Source organism: Panacagrimonas sp. (genome assembly GCF_965216805.1).
In the GTDB taxonomy this organism is placed as follows: domain Bacteria; phylum Pseudomonadota; class Gammaproteobacteria; order Nevskiales; family Nevskiaceae; genus Panacagrimonas.
The window spans coordinates 2,461,320-2,478,720 of sequence record NZ_CBDCGN010000002.1; the positions used below are offsets into that span (position 1 = coordinate 2,461,320).

Consider the following 17,401-nt stretch of genomic DNA (forward strand, 5'->3'; position numbering starts at 1 on the left):
TCAACTCAGTCGCACTGCCGCTGCAGGTCACCCTCGCCCGCCACGCAAGTGTTGTCGCCGGCGCCGCCGTTGACGATGTCGCGGCCCGGACCACCATCGAGCGTATCGTCGCCGGCAGTGCCGAACAGGCTGTCGACGCCTTCGCCTCCGATCAGCACATCATCGCCGTTCAGGCCCAGGATCAGGTCGGGGCCGGCGCCGCCGTCGATGCAATCGTCCTTGCGCCCGCCGGTGATGAGGTCGGCAAAGCGGCTGCCGAAGATCACGTTACGCTGGTTGGCGCGGCCGGTGATGATCTGCGGCAGGCGCGCGTTGCGGCGGTCGATCAGGTGATCGCCGGGACCGGCGACGCAGACCAGTTCCACAGGTGCGTCCACCAGCAGGAAGGACGCGATATCGGGATCGTGGTCGCTCAACTGGTCGGGGAATTCGGCGTTGATATGCACCGCGTCGAACTCGGCCTGCACTTCGGGCGCCAACAGTGCGGCGCTGACCAGGATGTGATCCAGCGCCTGGGCGTTGCCTTCGAACACGTAGCTGTAGCGCTCTTCCTGTTCGGCGATCAGCGCATCGCCCAGGTCGAACAGCACCGGCGTGCCCTCGCTGTCCTGTGCGGGTGTTGCGCCCGGCAGGGTCGCGCCGGTGAGGATGCGCATCGGCCGGTTGAAGGTGAACTCGTTGATGTCACCCAGCACCGCCAGCCTGGCATCGGCCTGCGTGGCCAGCACGTCATCGACAAAGGTTTTCACTACCACCGCCTGTGCCGAGCGATCATCCTCCGACCCGTTCACAAACGGCTGGGTGCGCCCCAGGATGGGTGAGCTGCCACCCTTGGACGACCAGTGGTTGTTGACCGTGACGATGCGCTGACCGTTGAACTCGAACACCGCAGCCAGGGACACGCGGGTGGCGGCCCAGGCGGCGTTGGTCGGGTCCACGCGGCCGGGCGAGAACGTCAGCGCCAGTTCGCCATCGCCGTCCAGAGTGGCGGACGTGGCATCCAGGCTGCCGCCTGCGCCGAGCATGCCGGGCACCAGGCTGACGCGCGCGGCGTTGTAGAGATAGGCCACGCGGATGTTGCCGCTGGGCTGGCCGCCCTCGGCGTTGTCCACCGGCGCGATCTCCACCGCGGTGTATTCAGGTCCGCCGGCGGCGACGATCTCGTCGACCATCAACGCCAGGGTCTGGGTGGCCACAACGGTGCCGTCGTTGGTACAGCCGCTGTCGTCCTGCACTTCCTGCAGGGCCAGGATGTCGGGCGAACCGAGGTTTATCACCACCTGCTGCGCCACCGAGGTGAAGCGACCGTCGGCCACGTCGTTGTCGTCGGGCGAGCCGTTGCAGATGTCGTCGTCGTTGATGTCGAGGTTCTCGACGTTGTAATTGGCGATGGTGAGGCGGTCCTCACCCACGCTCACTTCCGAAACTTCGCGCTGCAGGCCACCGTCGGTGAAGCTGGGGATGACCGAAGGCAGCACTTCGAAATTGCCGAAGTTATAGGTCACCACGCCCTGGATGACGGACGCGGTATCGCCGACCTTGGCCGCCGGCATGTCGCCGTGCGCTGCCCGGAAGTACTCGTCGTCGATCTGGATGCGCTCGGGGTTGTAGTCCACCACGCCATTGGCGTCGTGGGTCAGCGTGATTCCGCCGCGCAGGTTCAGGCCGCTGGCACCCGCGCCACCATCCGGCAGCACGAATACCTCGCCGAAGGCATTGGTCGGACCGGTGACCAGACCGTCGTCGATCTGCACCCACATGCCTTCCAGCGACTCATAGAAATCGACGCCGTCGTTGGCGGGGTCGAAGATGGTGTTGCCGGCATCTTCCACGTCGCCACCGACGGTGTCGTCATCCACCACTGTATTGGGCGGCACCCGTCCGGCCTGGCCGATCACGGTCGGCGTCAGCGGGTTGATGAAGATCGTGTCGGATTCCAGCATCACCATCGGCCCGGTCAGCTCGGTGATGGTGAGGTTCTGGGTGCTGTTGCCGCCGGGACGGAACTCGGTGACCAGGCCCCGCACGGAAACCTCGTCGCCCACCGAAACCGCCGGCATGGCAGCGCCACCGACGAAGATCTGGATGCCCTCGGAAGTGGCATCGATGCCGTCGCCGTCAGGGTCCTGGATGTAGAAGCCCTTGTTGCTGGCGGACAACTGGAACACGGAGGTGACCACGCCGCGCGTGCGCACGCTCTGTCCTTCCAGCGGCGAGCGATGCTGCATGCCCTGGATTTCGGCGATGCGCGCGAACGGCAGTTCGGCGACCGGTTGCGGCGCCGTGCCCGGACTGGCGGCAACCGGGCCTTCGAAGTCGGCGACATTGTTGTCGGTGTCCTGCGACTCTTCCTGGCCACCAGCCGCGAGGCGGCGGTAGGACTGCGTCCCGCTGGTGCCACCCAGGGCGTTGAGTGCCGTTCCTTCAACGCACACACCGGCGCCGATGCCCAGGCCGTCCTGCACCATCGAGCCTGTGCCCAGGATGCGGATGCCCGAATTGCCGGAGTTGGCAAAGCCGGTGCCATAGGTGCGATCAGCCATGCCGATCAGCGCCGCATCCGGCCCGTTGCTGTTGGCAAACAGATAACGCATGCCTGCGGACAGCAAGGTGCCCGTCGGAATCGTGGTGCGGTTGCTGGCGGCGCCGCTACCGGCCGCACAGCCCTGCAGGCTCCAGCCGCCGATATCGACGGCTGCAGAGCCGGTGTTCAGCAGTTCAACGAACTCATCGTTGCCGTTGACGCCTTCGACGCGGAATTCCGAAATCACTACACCCAGCGGTGCCGCCAATGCAGTCGGGACAGAAACGGCGAACAACGCGGCTGCAGCGGCCAGGCGGGTCTTGCGGAACATATCGGCACTCCCTTTGAACGATGCGCCGATCATGCGCGGCGCAGATGTCCCGGCCTTGAAGCCCGCGTGGCGGATACGAGAATGGGCGGCGTCGTTCTGATGAAATTCAATGAACGCCGTGTGACGGCGGCGTCCGCATTCACGTGCCCTACGCGCAAGACCCGCACACTGCCTATCTCACGACCATGCCTCGCCGGAGATCACCATGACGCTTCACGTCCGCGCGCTGCACCTTTGCCTGGGCGTCCTGCTGATGGCACCCGCTCCCCTGCAGGCCGCCGCTGCCGATCCGGCGCCGGAGGTCAAGCCCCCCATCGTGATCGGCCATCGCGGCGCCAGCGGCTATCGCCCGGAGCACACCCTGGCGGCCTACACGCTGGCCATCGAGCAAGGCGCCGATTTCATCGAACCGGATCTGGTCATCAGCCGTGATGGTCATCTGCTGGCGTGCCACGAAAACGAGCTGTCCGACACCACGGACGTGGCGCAAAGGCCCGAGTTCGCCGACCGCAGGCGCACGCAGACCATCGACGGTCACGCGGTCCGCGGCTGGTTCGCGGAAGACTTTTCGCTGGCCGAGCTCAAGACGCTGCAGGCACGCGAACGCATCCCCGAACTGCGGCCCGACAATCGCGCACACGAGAACGGCGCGCGCATCCCCACCCTGGCGGAGGTCATCGAACTGGCTCAACGCAAGTCGCGCGAGCTGGGTCGCGTCATCGGCATCTATCCGGAGACCAAGCACCCCAGCCACTTTCGTGGCATCGGCCTGCCGCTGGAGCCGCCGCTGCTCGAGCTGCTGCGCGAATACGGGCTTGATCGTGCCGACGCGCCGGTGCTGATCCAGTCCTTCGAGACCACCAACCTGCGCGCGCTCAAAGCGCAGACCCCGGTGCGCCTGGTGCAGTTGTTCGGGGCGCCGCAGCAACGGCCTCCTGATCTCGTGCTTGCGGATGATCCACGCACATACGCGGACCTGGCGACGCCGAAGGGCCTGGCGCAGATCGCACGCTACGCCTACGGCATCGGTCCGCCCAAGACCTCGATCATTCCGCGCGACGCGGTCGGCCGTTCTCTGCCACCGACCCGTCTATTGGCCGATGCCCATGCCGCTGGCCTGGCGGTGCACCCTTATACGTTCCGTAACGAGAACCTGTTCCTGCCGCGGGAACTGCGGTTGGGAAACGTCGGACTGGCGCCTCAGCAGCATGGCGACGCCATCGCCGAATACCTGCAGTTCTTTGCGCTGGGGGTGGACGGCGTTTTTAGCGATCACCCGGACACCGCGATAAAGGCGCGCGAACAGTTTCTGCGCGGGCGTTGATGCGGCGATGCCCGCATGACGCCGATCCTGCCGTTGACGATGGTGGCGGCTAGCGCAACTCCCGCCGCAGGATCTTGCCGGTTACGGTCTTGGGCAGTTCGGGCAGGAAGGTCACCACACGCGGGTACTTGTATGCCGCCATGCGCTGCTTGCAGAACGCCACGATCTCGTCGGCGCTCACGTCCATACCGGGCTTGAGGCTGAGCACGGCCTTGACCGACTCGCCGCGATACTCATCGGGGATACCCACCACCGCCGCTTCGCGCACCGCCGGATGGGTGTAGAGCACATCCTCGACCTCGCGCGGCCACACTTTGTAGCCGGCGGCGTTGATCATGTCCTTCTTGCGATCAACCAGAAAGATCCAGCCCTGCGCGTCCATCACGCCGATGTCGCCGGTGTGCAGCCAGCCGTCGCGGATGGCTTCGGCGGATTCCTTCGGCTTGTTCCAGTAGCCCGTCACCACTTGCGGCCCGCAGATGGCGATCTCACCCGACTGTCCCGGCGCGGCGGGTGCGCCGCTGTCGACGTCCACGATGCGAATCCGGGTATTGAACGCGGGCACACCCACCGACAGCGCGCCGAAATCCGGGTCCACCGGCCCGCGCTTGTCCACCGGCGTCACCGTGCTGGGCGAGGTGGTCTCGGTCAGGCCATAGGCGTTGCGGATGTACAGACCGAATTTTTTCTCGAACTGCTCGACCACGGCGGGGGCGATCGGGGCCCCGCCGGAGTAGATCGCACGCAAGGACGCCAGGCTGTCGGCCCTGGCGTCGGGATGGTTCATCAGGGCAATCAGCGCGGTGATGGCGCCGATGGTGAACTGCGGCTGGTGATCGCGGATCGCATCCAGCACCACGCCCGGCTCGAAGCGGTACGCCAGCACCAGCGGCGCCGCCAGCAGGAACGACAAGGCGATGTGGCCGATCAGGCCGGTGATGTGGAACAAGGGCGCGATGCCGAGCACGCCGCCGCCGTCCTCCAGTTGCACCCAGTCGCGATACACCTGCGCGGTGAAGGCGACGTTGGCATGGGTGTTCATCGCACCCTTCGGGAGCCCGGTGGTGCCGGAGGTATAGACCAGCATGGCGATGTCGTCGGGCGCGAAATCCACCGGCGGCGGCCGCGCGCCGCGATGCGCGTCGAACAGGTCCATCAGGTCCAGCGTAGTCACCGGTTGCCGGCGCTCGCTGGAGACAAACAGACGCGGATCACCACGCGTCTGGAATTCCAGCTCGCAAGTGGTGATGACGGTGTGCACCGGATGATCGGTGAGCACCTTGCTCAGCACGTCGGCATACGCCGTTTCGTGCGCAATGATCGCACTCGGTTGCGAGTCCGCCAGCAGCAGGCCCAGCTCGCGCTCGCGGTTCATCGGATTGATCGATACCGCGATGCCGCCGGCCTTCCACGCCGCCACCAGGCCGATCACGAAGGCCGGAACGTTCTGCAGGTACACCGCCACGCGGTCGCCGCGCTGCAGACCGCGCTCGAGCAGCGCGACCGCCAGCGCATCGCTCAGCGCATCAACTTCCGCGTAGCTGAGCACGCCATCAAAATACTGAATCGCCGGACGATCAGCAGCGCGCCGCACTGCTGACCGGAACAGCGCCAGCGCGTGCGCATGCTGCACATTCAGATCAGGCGCATGCCCGGCGGCATACAGGTCGGTCCAGGGTCTTGCGTCGCGAGGTTCTGCGGGCGTTTTCATGTTGGAGATGATCCGCGTGGACGTTCCTGCTTGGCGATTCGCCCGCGCCGGGGCGGGACCTGGGCCCGATCAGGTTGCTTCCAGAGGTTCGGGTTTGGGCTCAGCGCCTTCCGGCAAGCGCACCAGCGTGATGGGCAGCCATTCGGAATTGATCCGCACCACCAGCACATAACCATCGTGTTCTGCTTGCGCCGTGTGGAAGCGGCAGAACGCGAACTCGGTGTTGCGGATGCACTCCGGCCGGATGGTGTCCGGTGGCGGCGCACCGAACCAGCTCACCAGATCCTCGGGTCGCGCCGGCAAGTGATCGCAGCCGCCATGACAGCTCACGTCCAGCCAGGCCCCATCCGGCTGGCGATCCTCGAACTTCCACCGGCCATCCTCGATGGAGACGCGAAACACCTTGCCCAGGGGCTCGGCCTGCTCGTCAACGGCCAGGAAGGTGCCGGTGTCCTGTTCGTCCAGGGCCGAAGCCACTGGCGAACACAAGCAAGCAACCAGCAGCGCCATGATGAACGCACTGGATTTCACTTGATCACGACCGGGTTCACCGGCGCACCGGACCCGTTGACCACCTTGAGCGGAGCGGCGACGTACAGGAACGACCACTGGCCGTCCTGCTCGCAATCGTCGGACAGCGGATCGAGCTGGGCGATCTCGGTGAAGGTCACTCCCAGATTGCTCATGAGCGCGATGTGCAGCGGCAGTGCGCAGCCGGAGACCGGATCGATGGTGACCTCGTTGGCGATGGTGTCAGTGACCAGATTGGGAATTTCCATCTGGTGAAACCACTCCACCAGCTCCGGCGTGTAGGTCAGGCCGGGCTCGACGAAATCCTTGTAGAACTCGGCGCGATCTTTCTCGTAGAACGCGCTGATCCAGCCGGTGCGCACCACCAGCACATCGCGCTTTTCGATGGTCACGCCCTGTTTTTTTGCGGCCGCCAGCAGGTCTTCGTGGGTGAATGTCTCGCCGGGGTCCAGCGAGCGCTTGCCGCGATGCCGCGCCATGTCGATCAGCACGCCGCGGCCGACGATGCCGCGCTCCGCCAGTGGCAGCACGCTGACCTTCTCCATGCCGCCGATGGTGGTGTTGGCGTCGTAGCCGTTGTAGAGCTTGCCGTCGCACCACACGTGGCCCAGCGCGTCGTACTGGGTGGAGCCCTGCAGGTACATGAACATCACATCGTCGGCGTAGTGCAGGCCGCCGGGAAAAGCCGGACCCTTGCCGCAGAGGAAATGGCCCTCATCGAGCACGTTCATGCGCTTCGAAGGATCGCGCCCCGGCCACACCGGATCGCCCTTGGGGTTGCCCATCTGCACCTGCAGGGTGAAGGTCTTGCCCTGCTTGACCGCGGCGACGCCACGCAGCACCTCGGCGCTGGTCAGGAAGTTGAGGCCGCCGACCTCGTCATCGTTGCCCCATCGGCCCCAGTTCTTGGGTGCATTCTTGAGCAGCTCGCCTACGGTGGGCACTTGCTTTTCCATTTCTCCTCCAGCGCGTGGTGTGTCGCCGCAGATGCGAAGCCGGACGCCTGCGGTCGGATTGTCCTACGGTTTTGCAGACCCTAACCCTGCGTCCACCCGCGCATCAAGTCGCAGCTTCGTCCTGCCTGCCCGCGCGTTCCAGAAAATCCCGGATGCTGGCCAGGAAGGCCGGCCCGTACTGCTCCAGCTTGCGACTGCCGACGCCAGAGATCTCGGCAAATGCGTCCGCGTCACGCGGCTGGCGCTCAGCCATGTCGCGCAGGCTGGCGTCGGTGAACACCACGTAGGGCGGCACGTTCTGCGCATCCGCCAGTTGCTTGCGCAGGCTGCGCAGGTGCTGGAACAGCGCCTCGTTGTGCGGCAACGGCGCCGCCGCATCGGACGCGGACTTGCGCTTGCCGCGCGCGCGTTCACGAACCGGCGGCGGAACCACCTGGACGCGTTGCTCACCGCGCAGCACCGGGCGGCTGGCCTCCACCAGGCGCAGCACCGGATAGCCATCGGTGGACTCGGCGATCAGACCCTGGTGCAGCAGCGCGCGCACCAGGTGCCGCCACTGGTCCTGACTGCGGTGCTTGCCGATGCCGTAGGTGCTCAGACTCTGATGGCCGCGATCGATCAGCTTCTGGTTTTCCACGCCGCGCAGGATCTCGATGACGGTGCCGGCGCCAAAGCGCTGGCTGCGCTGCGCCAGACGCGCGATGCAGGACATCAGTTGCTGTGCTTCCAGGGTCCGGTCCTCGGTGTCGCGCGGCGCGCAACAGTTGTCGCAGTTGCCACAGGGCCCGGCGAATTCCTCGCCGAAGTAGCGCAACTGCACGCTGCGCCGGCATGCGGTGGATTCGGCGTAGTCCACCACCTGGCGTAGCTGCTGGCGTGCAATGCGCTGCTCGCTGTCCAGCGCCTCGCCGGTCTGCGGATCGAGCTTCTGCCCGATCAGGAACTCGGCGGTGCGGATGTCGCCCACGCCGAAGAACAGGGTGCACTGCGCCGGCTCGCCGTCGCGACCCGCACGACCGGCTTCCTGGTAGTAGCCCTCGATGGTTCTTGGCAGGTCGTAGTGGATCACCCAGCGCACGTCGGGCTTGTTGATGCCCATGCCGAAGGCCACGGTGGCGCACATCACCTGCACGTCGTCGCGGATGAAGCGCTCCTGGTTGTCGCGCCGCGTGCGGGCGTCCAGCCCGGCGTGATAGGGCAAGGCCTGCACGCCGTCGTCACAGAGCTGGGTGGCCAGCTCATCGACGCGCTTGCGCGACAGGCAGTAGACGATGCCCGCACCACCCTTGCGCGCCTGCACCAGCAGTTCGGCATAGGCCAGTCGCGCCTTGGGCCGCACCGCGTAATACAGGTTGGGCCGGTTGAAGCTGGCGACGTGCACCGCCGGCCGGTGCAGACGCAACTGCGCCAGGATGTCGGCACGCACGCGCTCGGTGGCGGTGGCGGTGAAGGCAAAGACCGGCACCTCGGGATAACGCTGGCGCAGGCCACCGAGCTGGCGATATTCCGGTCGAAAGTCGTGACCCCACTCCGACACGCAATGCGCCTCGTCGATGGTGAACGCCGACAGCCCCGGCGACTGCGCCAGCGCCGCCAGCGTGCCGCTGGCGAACTCCGGCACCATCAGCCGCTCCGGTGCCAGATACAGCAGCTTGATATTGCCGGCACTCACCGCAGCCAGCACCTGTGCGGACTCCGCGGCACTCTGGCTGGAATTGAGGAATGCGGCGGCGATCCCCATCTCGCGCAGCAGGCGCACCTGGTCCTGCATCAGTGCGATCAGCGGCGACACCACGATCGTCACGCCCGGCCGCAGCAGCGCGGGCAACTGGAAACACAGAGACTTGCCGCCGCCGGTGGGCATGATCGCCAGCAGGTCGCGACCGGCCAGCGCATCGCGCACCACCGCCTCCTGTCCGGGCCGAAAGGTCTCGAAACCGAACCCGCGTTTGAGCGCCTGATGAAGATCGTCCATGCGGTGATTATCGTCTGACCAGACCTACGACTTACCCGAATCCGCTCATCCGTGCATGCTGTCCGCCCATGAAGATCCACTTGCTGTCCGATCTGCACCTGTCGGTGCACCCGATGGTGATGCCACGCACCGACGCCGATGTGGTGGTGCTGGCTGGCGACCTGCACCGCCCCGCCGCGGCGATGGCCTGGGCGCGGCAGTTCACCCAACCGACGCTGTACGTCGCCGGCAACCACGAGTTCTACGGCAGCGATCTGCTCAGCACCCAGGCGCAATTGCGCGAGCAGGCACGCGGCAGCCAGGTACGGGTGCTGGAGAACGACCAATGGCACTACCGCGGCGTCCGTTTCCTGGGCTGCACGCTGTGGTCGGACTTCCGGCTGTACCCCGCCGGCGAGCTGCGCGACCAGGGACTGCAACAGGCGGTCGAGCTGGTGCGCGATTTTTCCCGCATCGGCGTCAGCCCAGGATTTGCAGAGCGCTTCACGCCGGCGCTGTCACGCTATCTGTTCGATACCTCGGTGAACTGGCTGGAGGCACGCTTCGCCGAGGCGCCCGACCTGCCGACCGTGGTGATCACCCATCACGCGCCTGCCCGCGGCAGCATCGCGGCAAGCTTCGAGAACTCACCGCTGAACCTTTGCTTCATCTCCGAGCTGGAGGACCGTATCCGTCGCTGGCAGCCGCGCCTGTGGCTGCATGGTCATGTTCACAACAGCTTCGACTATGAGGTCGGCCGCACCCGTATCGTTACCAATCCACGCGGCTATGCACCCGGCGGACAGTTGGAAAATCCGAATTTCGATCCGCTTCGCGTGATCGAATTCGATTGAGCCCGTGCCGCCGGTCGCGGCCCGGATACGACAAAACCGCAGAACGGCACGCATGCTGCGTCTGCAGTGTCATGGCCCGCCCCCTCTCAACTCCAAATCTGCCGGCTGCGTGGTCTGTGCGTACGCTGGGACTTGCTTTCACCGTCCTGCTCCACGTCGGCCTGCTGGTCTGGATGCTGTGGCCAGGCACCGCACCGCTGGCCCTGCCCGCCAGCCTGCAACCCTTGCAGGTGAATCTGCTGGCGCCAGCGCCACGTCCCGTGCCGCCCGCCGCGCTGCCATTCGCACCGCCCGCCGCGGCGACCCTGCCCAGGCCACCGATATCCGTGCCGACGCTGGTGCTGGCGCCCGCGGTGACCCCCAAACCGGTTGCCACACCGGCACCGCCGGTGGCCGCCGCGAGCGCCGCCGCCAATCCGGCACCGCGCCGCGAGGGTAGCGCTCGCGCCGACTGCCTGCCCTACAACTGGCTGGTGCAGATGAGCCGGCGCATCAGCACCCAACTGCGAATACCGCTGCCGTCGCGGCTGGGCCGCGAGCGTGGCACCGCCTATGTGCGGGTGAGCGTGGCGCGCGACGGGGGCGTGCTGGAAGCGACCGTGCTGCGAAGCTCGGGCCACCGCAACCTGGATTTCGAAGCACGCGACGTGATGCGGCGCATCGGCCGCTTTGCACCAGTGCCGGCTTCGGAATGCGCGGGCTACGACATCATCGTCATCGATCAGCCGGTGGAATTTGCGGGCGGTTGACGTACCGCGGGCACCGCCTCCGCCACCACGCCACCGACGTGGTCCAGGGCAGTCGACGCGCCGCAACAAGCCAACCGTCAGGGCGCCGGCAGCAGGTTCTTGAACGACTTGCGATCACCCCAGCGAAACACGCCGAAATCCCGCGCATCGGTGGACAGGATGGTGCCGCATCCGAGCGCCTCGGCAGCGACAACTAGCGACGCATCCGCCAAGTCCATCGGCAGGTCGCGGTATTTGCGCATCAGTGCTGCGATACGCGCGCAATGCTCGAATCGAAGCTCGAAGACATCGCACCCGTTCTGCGCGACGAGCGCGAGAAATTCCAGCACCTTGTCGATGCCGTGGCGGCTGCCCAGCAGATGACAGGCCTCGGTTATCACCGGCCAGCTCGTGACCAGGCGCTCGTTGGCGTGATCCTGAAGCGCGCGCCTGGCGACGGCATGGTGGCGGTCGCCTGCAACGCCCAGCGCGACCCAGACTCCCGCGTCTACCAGGATCACGCGCTACGCGGCTTGCGTGCGCGCGCCGACTCTGCCTTGGGCAATGGCACCGGCTCGTGCTCGTAGGCGTGCGGGAACTTGCGCCGCAGGGCCTCGTCCATCGCGGCCCGCACACTTGGCTTGCTCGACGAGTCGGGATTTCCATCCGTGACCGAACCGATGAAGCCGCTGGCGATCATGATCTCGTAGGCATTGCGGCGCGGCTTGACGCGCTTGCTGTGGTACTCGCGCACCGCCTCGCGAATGACGTTGGTGGCCGAGCCTTCCAGCGCTTCGAGCTCTTTGAAGCGACGCGCGTCCTCGCCGGACAGCCGGGCGTTGATACGGATGGCGGTGTCGGGCATGGCGGGCTCCGGCGAACGTATGTCATACAGCGTATGACAATAGCGGCCGGCCGACAACCGTCAGACTTCGGCGCGGTTGCCCTCGCGCTCCAGCCAGTCCTTGCGATCACCCGCGCGCTTCTTGGCCAGCAGCATGTCCATCACCACCTCCGCCGGGCTGTCATCGAGCGCCAGTTGCACCAGCCGGCGGGTGTCCGCGGCCATGGTGGTTTCGCGCAACTGCAGCGGATTCATTTCGCCGAGACCCTTGAAGCGGGTGACCTGGATCTTCGCCCGATTGCCTTCGGCGGCCAGGCGATCCATCACGCCCTGTCGTTCGGCCTCGTCCAGCGCGTAGTAGACGTTCTTGCCGGCATCGATGCGGAACAGCGGCGGCATCGCGATATAGATGTGTCCGGCTTCCACCAGCGGCCGGTAGTGACGCAGGAACAGCGCACACAGCAGGGTGGCGATGTGCAGGCCGTCGGAATCGGCGTCGGCCAGCACGCAGATTTTTCCGTAGCGCAGGCCGGACAGATCCGCCGAGCCCGGATCGACCCCGATGGCCACGCTGATGTCGTGAATTTCCTGCGAGCCCAGCGCCTCGTTGGCATCGACCTCCCAGGTGTTCAGGATTTTTCCGCGCAGCGGCATGATGGCCTGGGTGTCGCGGTCGCGCGCCTGCTTGGCGCTGCCACCGGCCGAATCGCCTTCCACCAGGAACAGCTCGGTCAGCGCCAGATCGGTGGACACGCAATCGGCCAGCTTGCCGGGCAAGGCCGGGCCGCTGGCGATCTTCTTGCGCACCACCTGCTTGGCCAGCTTCATGCGCGCCTGTGCGTTGGCGATCACCAACTGTGCAATCAGCTCGCCCGCGTCCGGGTGCTGGTTGAGCCACAGGCCGAAGGAGTCGTGCACCACGCCGCCGACGAAGGCCGCGGTCTCGCGCGAGGACAGGCGTTCCTTGGTCTGGCCGGCGAACTGCGGGTCCTGCATCTTCACGCTGAGCACGTAGGCACAGCCGCTCCAGACGTCTTCGGGCGCCAGCTTCATGCCGCGCGGCAACAGATTCCTGAACTCGCAGAATTCGCGGATGGCCTCGGTCAGGCCGGTGCGCAGGCCGTTGACGTGGGTGCCGCCCTGAGTGGTCGGGATGAGATTGACGTAGGCCTCGGCGATAGGCTCGCCCGGACCGTCGCTGTTGATCCACAGCAGCGCCCAGTCGGCTTCTTCGCGCTGGCCCTTGAAATGCCCGACGAAGGGCTCGGGCGGCAGGGTTTCACGGTCGGCCAGAGCATCCTTGAGATAGTCGGTGAGGCCGTTCTCGTATTGCCAGACGATCTGCTCGTTGCCGATGCGATCATCCAGGCTCACCCGCAGATTCGGGCACAGCACCGCCTTGGCGCGCAGGATCTGCTTGAGCCGCGGCAGCGAAAACTTGGCGCTGTTGAAGTATTTCGGATCCGGCCAGAAGCGCACGGTGGTGCCGCTGCGCGACTTGGGCACCGTCCCCACCTGCTGCAACGGCGCGTGCACATAGCCGTCGCGGAATTCCATCAGGTGTTCGGCGCCGCCGCGGCTCACGCGCACCTCCAGCTTCGAAGACAGCGCATTGACCACGCTCACGCCGACGCCGTGCAGGCCGCCGGAGAACTGATACTGCTTGTTGGAGAACTTGGCGCCGGAATGCAGCTTGGTGAGGATCAGCTCCACGCCGCTGACCTTGTGCTCGGGGTGGATGTCCACCGGCATGCCGCGGCCGTCGTCGGACACCTGCAGGGATCCGTCCTCGAAAACGATCACGTCCACTCGCGAGGCATGACCCGCCAGGGCCTCGTCGACCGCGTTGTCGATCACTTCCTGCGCCAGGTGGTTGGGCCGCTCGGTGTCGGTATACATGCCGGGGCGCTTGCGCACCGGGTCCAGACCCTGCAGCACCTCGATGGCTTCTGCGCCGTAGTTTTTCTGGTTTGCGTCGCTGGATGCGGCCATGGGCTGGTTCGGAGAGTCGCAGGGCGACGAAGGGGTTCTGTGAGCGGCGCGCACCGTATCGGATGGCCCGGCCCGCCCGCAAGCCGGTCGCTGCGGGCAGATTAGCTGAACGCCTTGCCGGGTCAGGCCGACCGCGGCCCGCTAAACTGACGGCGCCGATAACCCCGCCATTACCAATGCCCAAGCGCACCGAACATCGCACCCCAACACTGCCCATGGACGACCTCCACGAGCCGGCCGGGCCGCCCGAACCCGTTGCCGCCGCCGCCGCTGTCGTCCCGCCCGCTCCCGCTGCGCAGGAATCCGAAGACAGCATCGCCCGCTTCGAGCAGGACATGAAGGAGCTGGAAGACATCGTGCAACAGATGGAACGCGGCGAACTGCGGCTGGAGGATTCGCTGCAGATGTTTGAACGCGGCATGGCCTTGTCGCGTGCCTGTCGCCGCTCGCTCGACCTCGCCGAGCTCAAGGTACGCACCTTGAGCGAAAACGATCCGGACGTCACCGACGCATGACCGGAGCCACGGGCTTTCCGGCGCGATTGGAGGGGTATCGGGACCGGATCGCGCGCCTGCTGGATCGTCACCTGCCGCCCGCCGAGCATCATCCGGCCCAGCTGCACCAGGCGATGCGCTACGCCAACACCGGCGGCAAACGCTTGCGCGCCCTGCTGGCCTACGCGACCGCCGAGACCCTGGGCCTGCCGCCCGAACGAGTCGACGCCTGCGCCTGCGCGGTGGAGCTCATCCACGCCTATTCGCTGGTGCACGACGATCTGCCGGCGATGGACGATGACGACCTGCGGCGTGGCCAGCCCACGGTTCACAAGCAGTTCGACGAAGCCACCGCCATCCTGGTCGGCGATGCCCTGCAGTCCCTGGCCTTCTGCGTACTCGCGCAAAGCGAGCTGCCGCCCAGCGGCGCGCTGCAGATGGTTGCCACCCTGGCCCTTGCAGCAGGATCGCAAGGCATGGTCGGCGGGCAGGCCATCGATCTGGCCTCGGAGCACCAAGAGCTGAGCCTTGCCGAGCTGGAGGCGCTGCACATCCGCAAGACCGGCGCCCTCATTCGCGCCTGCCTGCTGCTGCCCTGCCATGCCGATCCGGCCATCGCCGACGATACCCGCGATGCGCTGGATCACTTCGGCAAATGCCTGGGCCTGGCCTTCCAGATCCAGGACGACATCCTCGACGTCGAAGGCAGCTCCGCCGATCTCGGCAAGACTGCCGGCAAGGATGAGGCCAGTCACAAGTCCACCTATCCGGCCGTCATGGGCATGCGCGCCGCCAAGGAGCGGGCGGAGGAATTGTTTGCCGATGCGATGGCGGCGCTGGCGCCTTTGGGCGAGGCTGCCGAGCCGCTGCGGGTGCTGGCCGATCGGATACGGGGGCGCGATCGGTAACGGTTGCGTAGCCCGGCTTCGTCGATGGCGAAGCCGGGTGCCGACGGGAAGACCCGAACTCTCTCCGCTGCGCGGATCCGGGCGAGTCGCTACTGCGCCGCTGTCTTTTCCTTCTCCTTGGCCGCCTCCGTCGCCTTGGCTCCGGCGGCGGCCTGGGCCCGCACAAAGTGTTGCAAGGCTTCCAGTTCGGCGTCGCCTAGGTCCTTGTACTGCGGCATGCCGTTGGGGACCAGAGTGCCCTGAGTAATCACCGCCTTGAGCGCAGCCGGTGTGGCGAAGATGGCCGAGGCGCGCAGATCGGGCGCGTAGCCACCCGACACTGCACCTGCGCCGTGACAGATCACGCAGGTGTTGGTGTAGATGTCGCTGCCCTTCTTGGCGAGTTCCATGTCGACCTTGAAGTCGGCGGGCACGATGGGCTTGGGCACCACCGGCGCGCCGACATCCGGCATCGGCTTGCTGCCGTCGATGGCGAAGGTGAGTAACTGGCGCTCCTGCGCGCGATACGACCAGCCGTAACGCGATAACGCCGTACCACCGGCCAGCGACACCCCGGCGCCGCCGAAGCCCACCAGCAGCGAAACGTATTGCTTGCCGTCGACTTCGTAGGTGATCGGCGGCGCGCTGATGCCGGAGCCGACGTTGACGCTCCACAGTTTTTTGCCATCACGTGCGTCGTAGGCCGCGAACTCGCCGGAAATGCCGCCCTGGAAGACCAGGTTCCCGGCGGTGGCCATGGTGCCGGCGTTCCAGTACTCGGGTTGCGGCACCTCCCACACCTTGGCCTGCTTGAGAGGATCCCAGGCCATCAGGCTGGAGCTGGCGATGTTGGCGGGCACGTCACCGCCCAGGCCCATGTCGACCGCGGTGTCCATGCCGAAATACGGCGATCGCCAGTCCACCATCTTGACGCCGGTGTCGTTGAACAGTGCCGGCAGTTCCTGCTTGGGGATATAGACCAGACCGGTCTTGGGGCTGTACGACATCGCGTGCCAGTTGTGCGCGCCCAGAGGGCCTGGCCACACCAGCTCCTCGCCGTCTTCGTAGCGTGCACCCTCGGCCTCGATCGGCCGGCCGGTTTTCATGTCGATCCCGGTGGCCCAGGTGACCTTGGCAAACATTTCGGCAGACAGCAGTTTGCCGTCTGCGCGATCCAGCACATAGAAGAAGCCGTTCTTGGGCGCGTGCATCAGCGCCTTGGTGGTCTTGCCTTCGATCTCCAGGTCCGCCAGCACGATGTCCATGCTGGAGTTGTAATCCCAGGTCTCCCCCGGCACGGTCTGGTAGTGCCACTTGTATTCACCGGTGTCGGCATCCAGCGCGACGATGGAACACAGGAACAGGTTGTCGCCACCCTCAGGGCTGCGCACCTTGCGGTTCCACGGACTGCCATTGCCGGTGCCGAGCAGGATCTGGTTGTAGTCCGGATCGTAGGTAATCCCGTTCCAGACATTGCCGCCACCGCCGAACTTCCACCACTCGCCGGTCCAGGTTTTCGCCGCCATTTCCTGCGAGGGGTCTTCGAAGCCGTCGGCGGGATTGCCCGGCACCACGTACCAGCGCCAGGCCAGCTTGCCGCTGGTGATGTGGTAGGCACTGACGTAGCCACGTGACGCGCCGAATTCGGTCCCGCCGTTGCCGATCAGCACCAGCCCACGGAAGACCTTGGGATGCCCGGAGATGTAGAGCGGTTTGCTGGGGTCGGTGGTCTGTGTGCTCCAGCGTTGCTTGCCGGTCTTGGCATCGAGCCCGATCAGGCGGCCGTCGATGGTGCAGATGACGAGGGTGCCTTTCCAGTACGCCAGCCCGCGGTTGGAATCCCACATGATCCGCAGGCGATCACCGGCGTGCTTGATCGATTCCGGGTCGTATTCCCACAGCAGCTTGCCGGTCCTGGCATCCACCGCGCGGGTCACGCTCCAGCTTCCGGAGAAATACATCACGCCATCGACCACCACAGGCGTGCCAAGCAGAGAGTGATCCCTGGGCAGCGGCAGGGACCACTGCAGCCCCAGCTTGGAGACACTTTGGGTGTCGATCTGGGTCAGCGGACTGTAGCGTTGTTCATAGAAATTGCGGCCATAGGCTAGCCAGTTGGCGCCCTGCTTCTGGTCGCTGAGCGCAGCGGCATCGACCACCGTAGCCGGTGGCGCGGATTGCGCGATCAGGGGCATCGCCAAGGCGAGGCAAAGCGTCAGCAAGGAGCGGCGCGGGATGAGCATCATGAGGTCTTCTCCGGAGTGGGTCGCG

Annotated in this window: 14 protein-coding genes; 5 read left to right on the forward strand and 9 right to left on the reverse strand. The window is 66.1% G+C overall.

All coding sequences use genetic code 11. The annotated features are described in order from the left end of the window. Positions 1-5 precede the first annotated feature (5 nt). Positions 6-2,855 carry a lamin tail domain-containing protein gene (locus ACOOHP_RS11645; protein WP_420466593.1) on the reverse strand — a complete coding sequence of 950 codons (2,850 nt, stop codon included), beginning with the start codon at positions 2,853-2,855 and terminating at the stop codon, positions 6-8. Positions 2,856-3,060: 205 nt separating this feature from the next. Between ACOOHP_RS11645 and ACOOHP_RS11650 the strand changes: the two genes are divergently transcribed. Further along, positions 3,061-4,179, forward strand: coding sequence for a glycerophosphodiester phosphodiesterase (locus tag ACOOHP_RS11650; RefSeq protein WP_420466594.1), 1,119 nt, complete (start codon positions 3,061-3,063; stop codon positions 4,177-4,179). Positions 4,180-4,228: 49 nt separating this feature from the next. Here ACOOHP_RS11650 and ACOOHP_RS11655 read toward each other — a convergent pair whose 3' ends face one another. The 4 genes from ACOOHP_RS11655 to recQ form a co-directional block, all read right to left on the reverse strand. Continuing rightward, positions 4,229-5,890: an AMP-binding protein gene (locus ACOOHP_RS11655; protein WP_420466595.1), complete on the reverse strand. Its 1,662-nt coding sequence runs from the start codon at positions 5,888-5,890 to the stop codon at positions 4,229-4,231. Positions 5,891-5,959: 69 nt separating this feature from the next. Beyond that, positions 5,960-6,400, reverse strand: coding sequence for a hypothetical protein (locus ACOOHP_RS11660; protein WP_420466596.1), 441 nt, complete (start codon positions 6,398-6,400; stop codon positions 5,960-5,962). A 17-nt stretch (positions 6,401-6,417) separates the two neighbouring features. Then, the gene (locus ACOOHP_RS11665) at positions 6,418-7,377 is read right to left on the reverse strand and encodes a cyclase family protein (RefSeq protein WP_420466597.1); all 960 of its coding nucleotides are present in this window, start codon (positions 7,375-7,377) and stop codon (positions 6,418-6,420) included. Between the two features lie 103 nt (positions 7,378-7,480). Then, a complete protein-coding gene (gene recQ / locus ACOOHP_RS11670; RefSeq protein ID WP_420466598.1) occupies positions 7,481-9,352 on the reverse strand; it encodes a DNA helicase RecQ in 1,872 nt (623 codons plus the stop codon). Positions 9,353-9,420: 68 nt separating this feature from the next. Here recQ and ACOOHP_RS11675 point away from each other — a divergent pair, with 68 nt between their 5' ends. Together ACOOHP_RS11675 and ACOOHP_RS11680 are read left to right on the forward strand one after the other, a co-directional pair. After that, on the forward strand, positions 9,421-10,185 hold the full coding sequence (locus ACOOHP_RS11675) for a metallophosphoesterase (protein ID WP_420466599.1): 765 nt from the start codon (positions 9,421-9,423) through the stop codon (positions 10,183-10,185). Between the two features lie 71 nt (positions 10,186-10,256). Continuing rightward, positions 10,257-10,934 (forward strand): energy transducer TonB family protein, encoded by a 678-nt coding sequence (locus tag ACOOHP_RS11680; protein WP_420466600.1) that lies wholly within the window; start codon positions 10,257-10,259, stop codon positions 10,932-10,934. Positions 10,935-11,011: 77 nt separating this feature from the next. On the opposite strand, the gene ACOOHP_RS11685 is transcribed toward ACOOHP_RS11680, so the two are convergent. From ACOOHP_RS11685 to parE, 3 genes are read right to left on the reverse strand one after another with little or no spacing between them, the layout of a single operon-like run. Beyond that, a complete protein-coding gene (locus tag ACOOHP_RS11685; RefSeq protein WP_420466601.1) occupies positions 11,012-11,434 on the reverse strand; it encodes a type II toxin-antitoxin system VapC family toxin in 423 nt (140 codons plus the stop codon). Next, positions 11,431-11,778 (reverse strand): hypothetical protein, encoded by a 348-nt coding sequence (locus tag ACOOHP_RS11690; protein WP_420466602.1) that lies wholly within the window; start codon positions 11,776-11,778, stop codon positions 11,431-11,433. The genes ACOOHP_RS11685 and ACOOHP_RS11690 overlap by 4 nt, the downstream gene beginning before the upstream one ends. Positions 11,779-11,838: 60 nt before the next feature. Next, the gene (gene parE, locus ACOOHP_RS11695; RefSeq protein WP_420466603.1) at positions 11,839-13,749 is read right to left on the reverse strand and encodes a DNA topoisomerase IV subunit B; all 1,911 of its coding nucleotides are present in this window, start codon (positions 13,747-13,749) and stop codon (positions 11,839-11,841) included. Between the two features lie 215 nt (positions 13,750-13,964). On the opposite strand from parE, the gene ACOOHP_RS11700 reads away from it, so the two are divergent. Together ACOOHP_RS11700 and ACOOHP_RS11705 are read left to right on the forward strand one after the other, a co-directional pair. Further along, a complete protein-coding gene (locus ACOOHP_RS11700; RefSeq protein WP_420466604.1) occupies positions 13,965-14,264 on the forward strand; it encodes an exodeoxyribonuclease VII small subunit in 300 nt (99 codons plus the stop codon). Continuing rightward, a complete protein-coding gene (locus ACOOHP_RS11705; protein WP_420466605.1) occupies positions 14,261-15,151 on the forward strand; it encodes a polyprenyl synthetase family protein in 891 nt (296 codons plus the stop codon). The genes ACOOHP_RS11700 and ACOOHP_RS11705 overlap by 4 nt, the downstream gene beginning before the upstream one ends. A gap of 89 nt (positions 15,152-15,240) precedes the next feature. Here ACOOHP_RS11705 and ACOOHP_RS11710 read toward each other — a convergent pair whose 3' ends face one another. Next, a complete protein-coding gene (locus tag ACOOHP_RS11710) occupies positions 15,241-17,376 on the reverse strand; it encodes a PQQ-dependent dehydrogenase, methanol/ethanol family (protein WP_420466606.1) in 2,136 nt (711 codons plus the stop codon). Between the last annotated feature and the right edge of the window lie 25 nt (positions 17,377-17,401).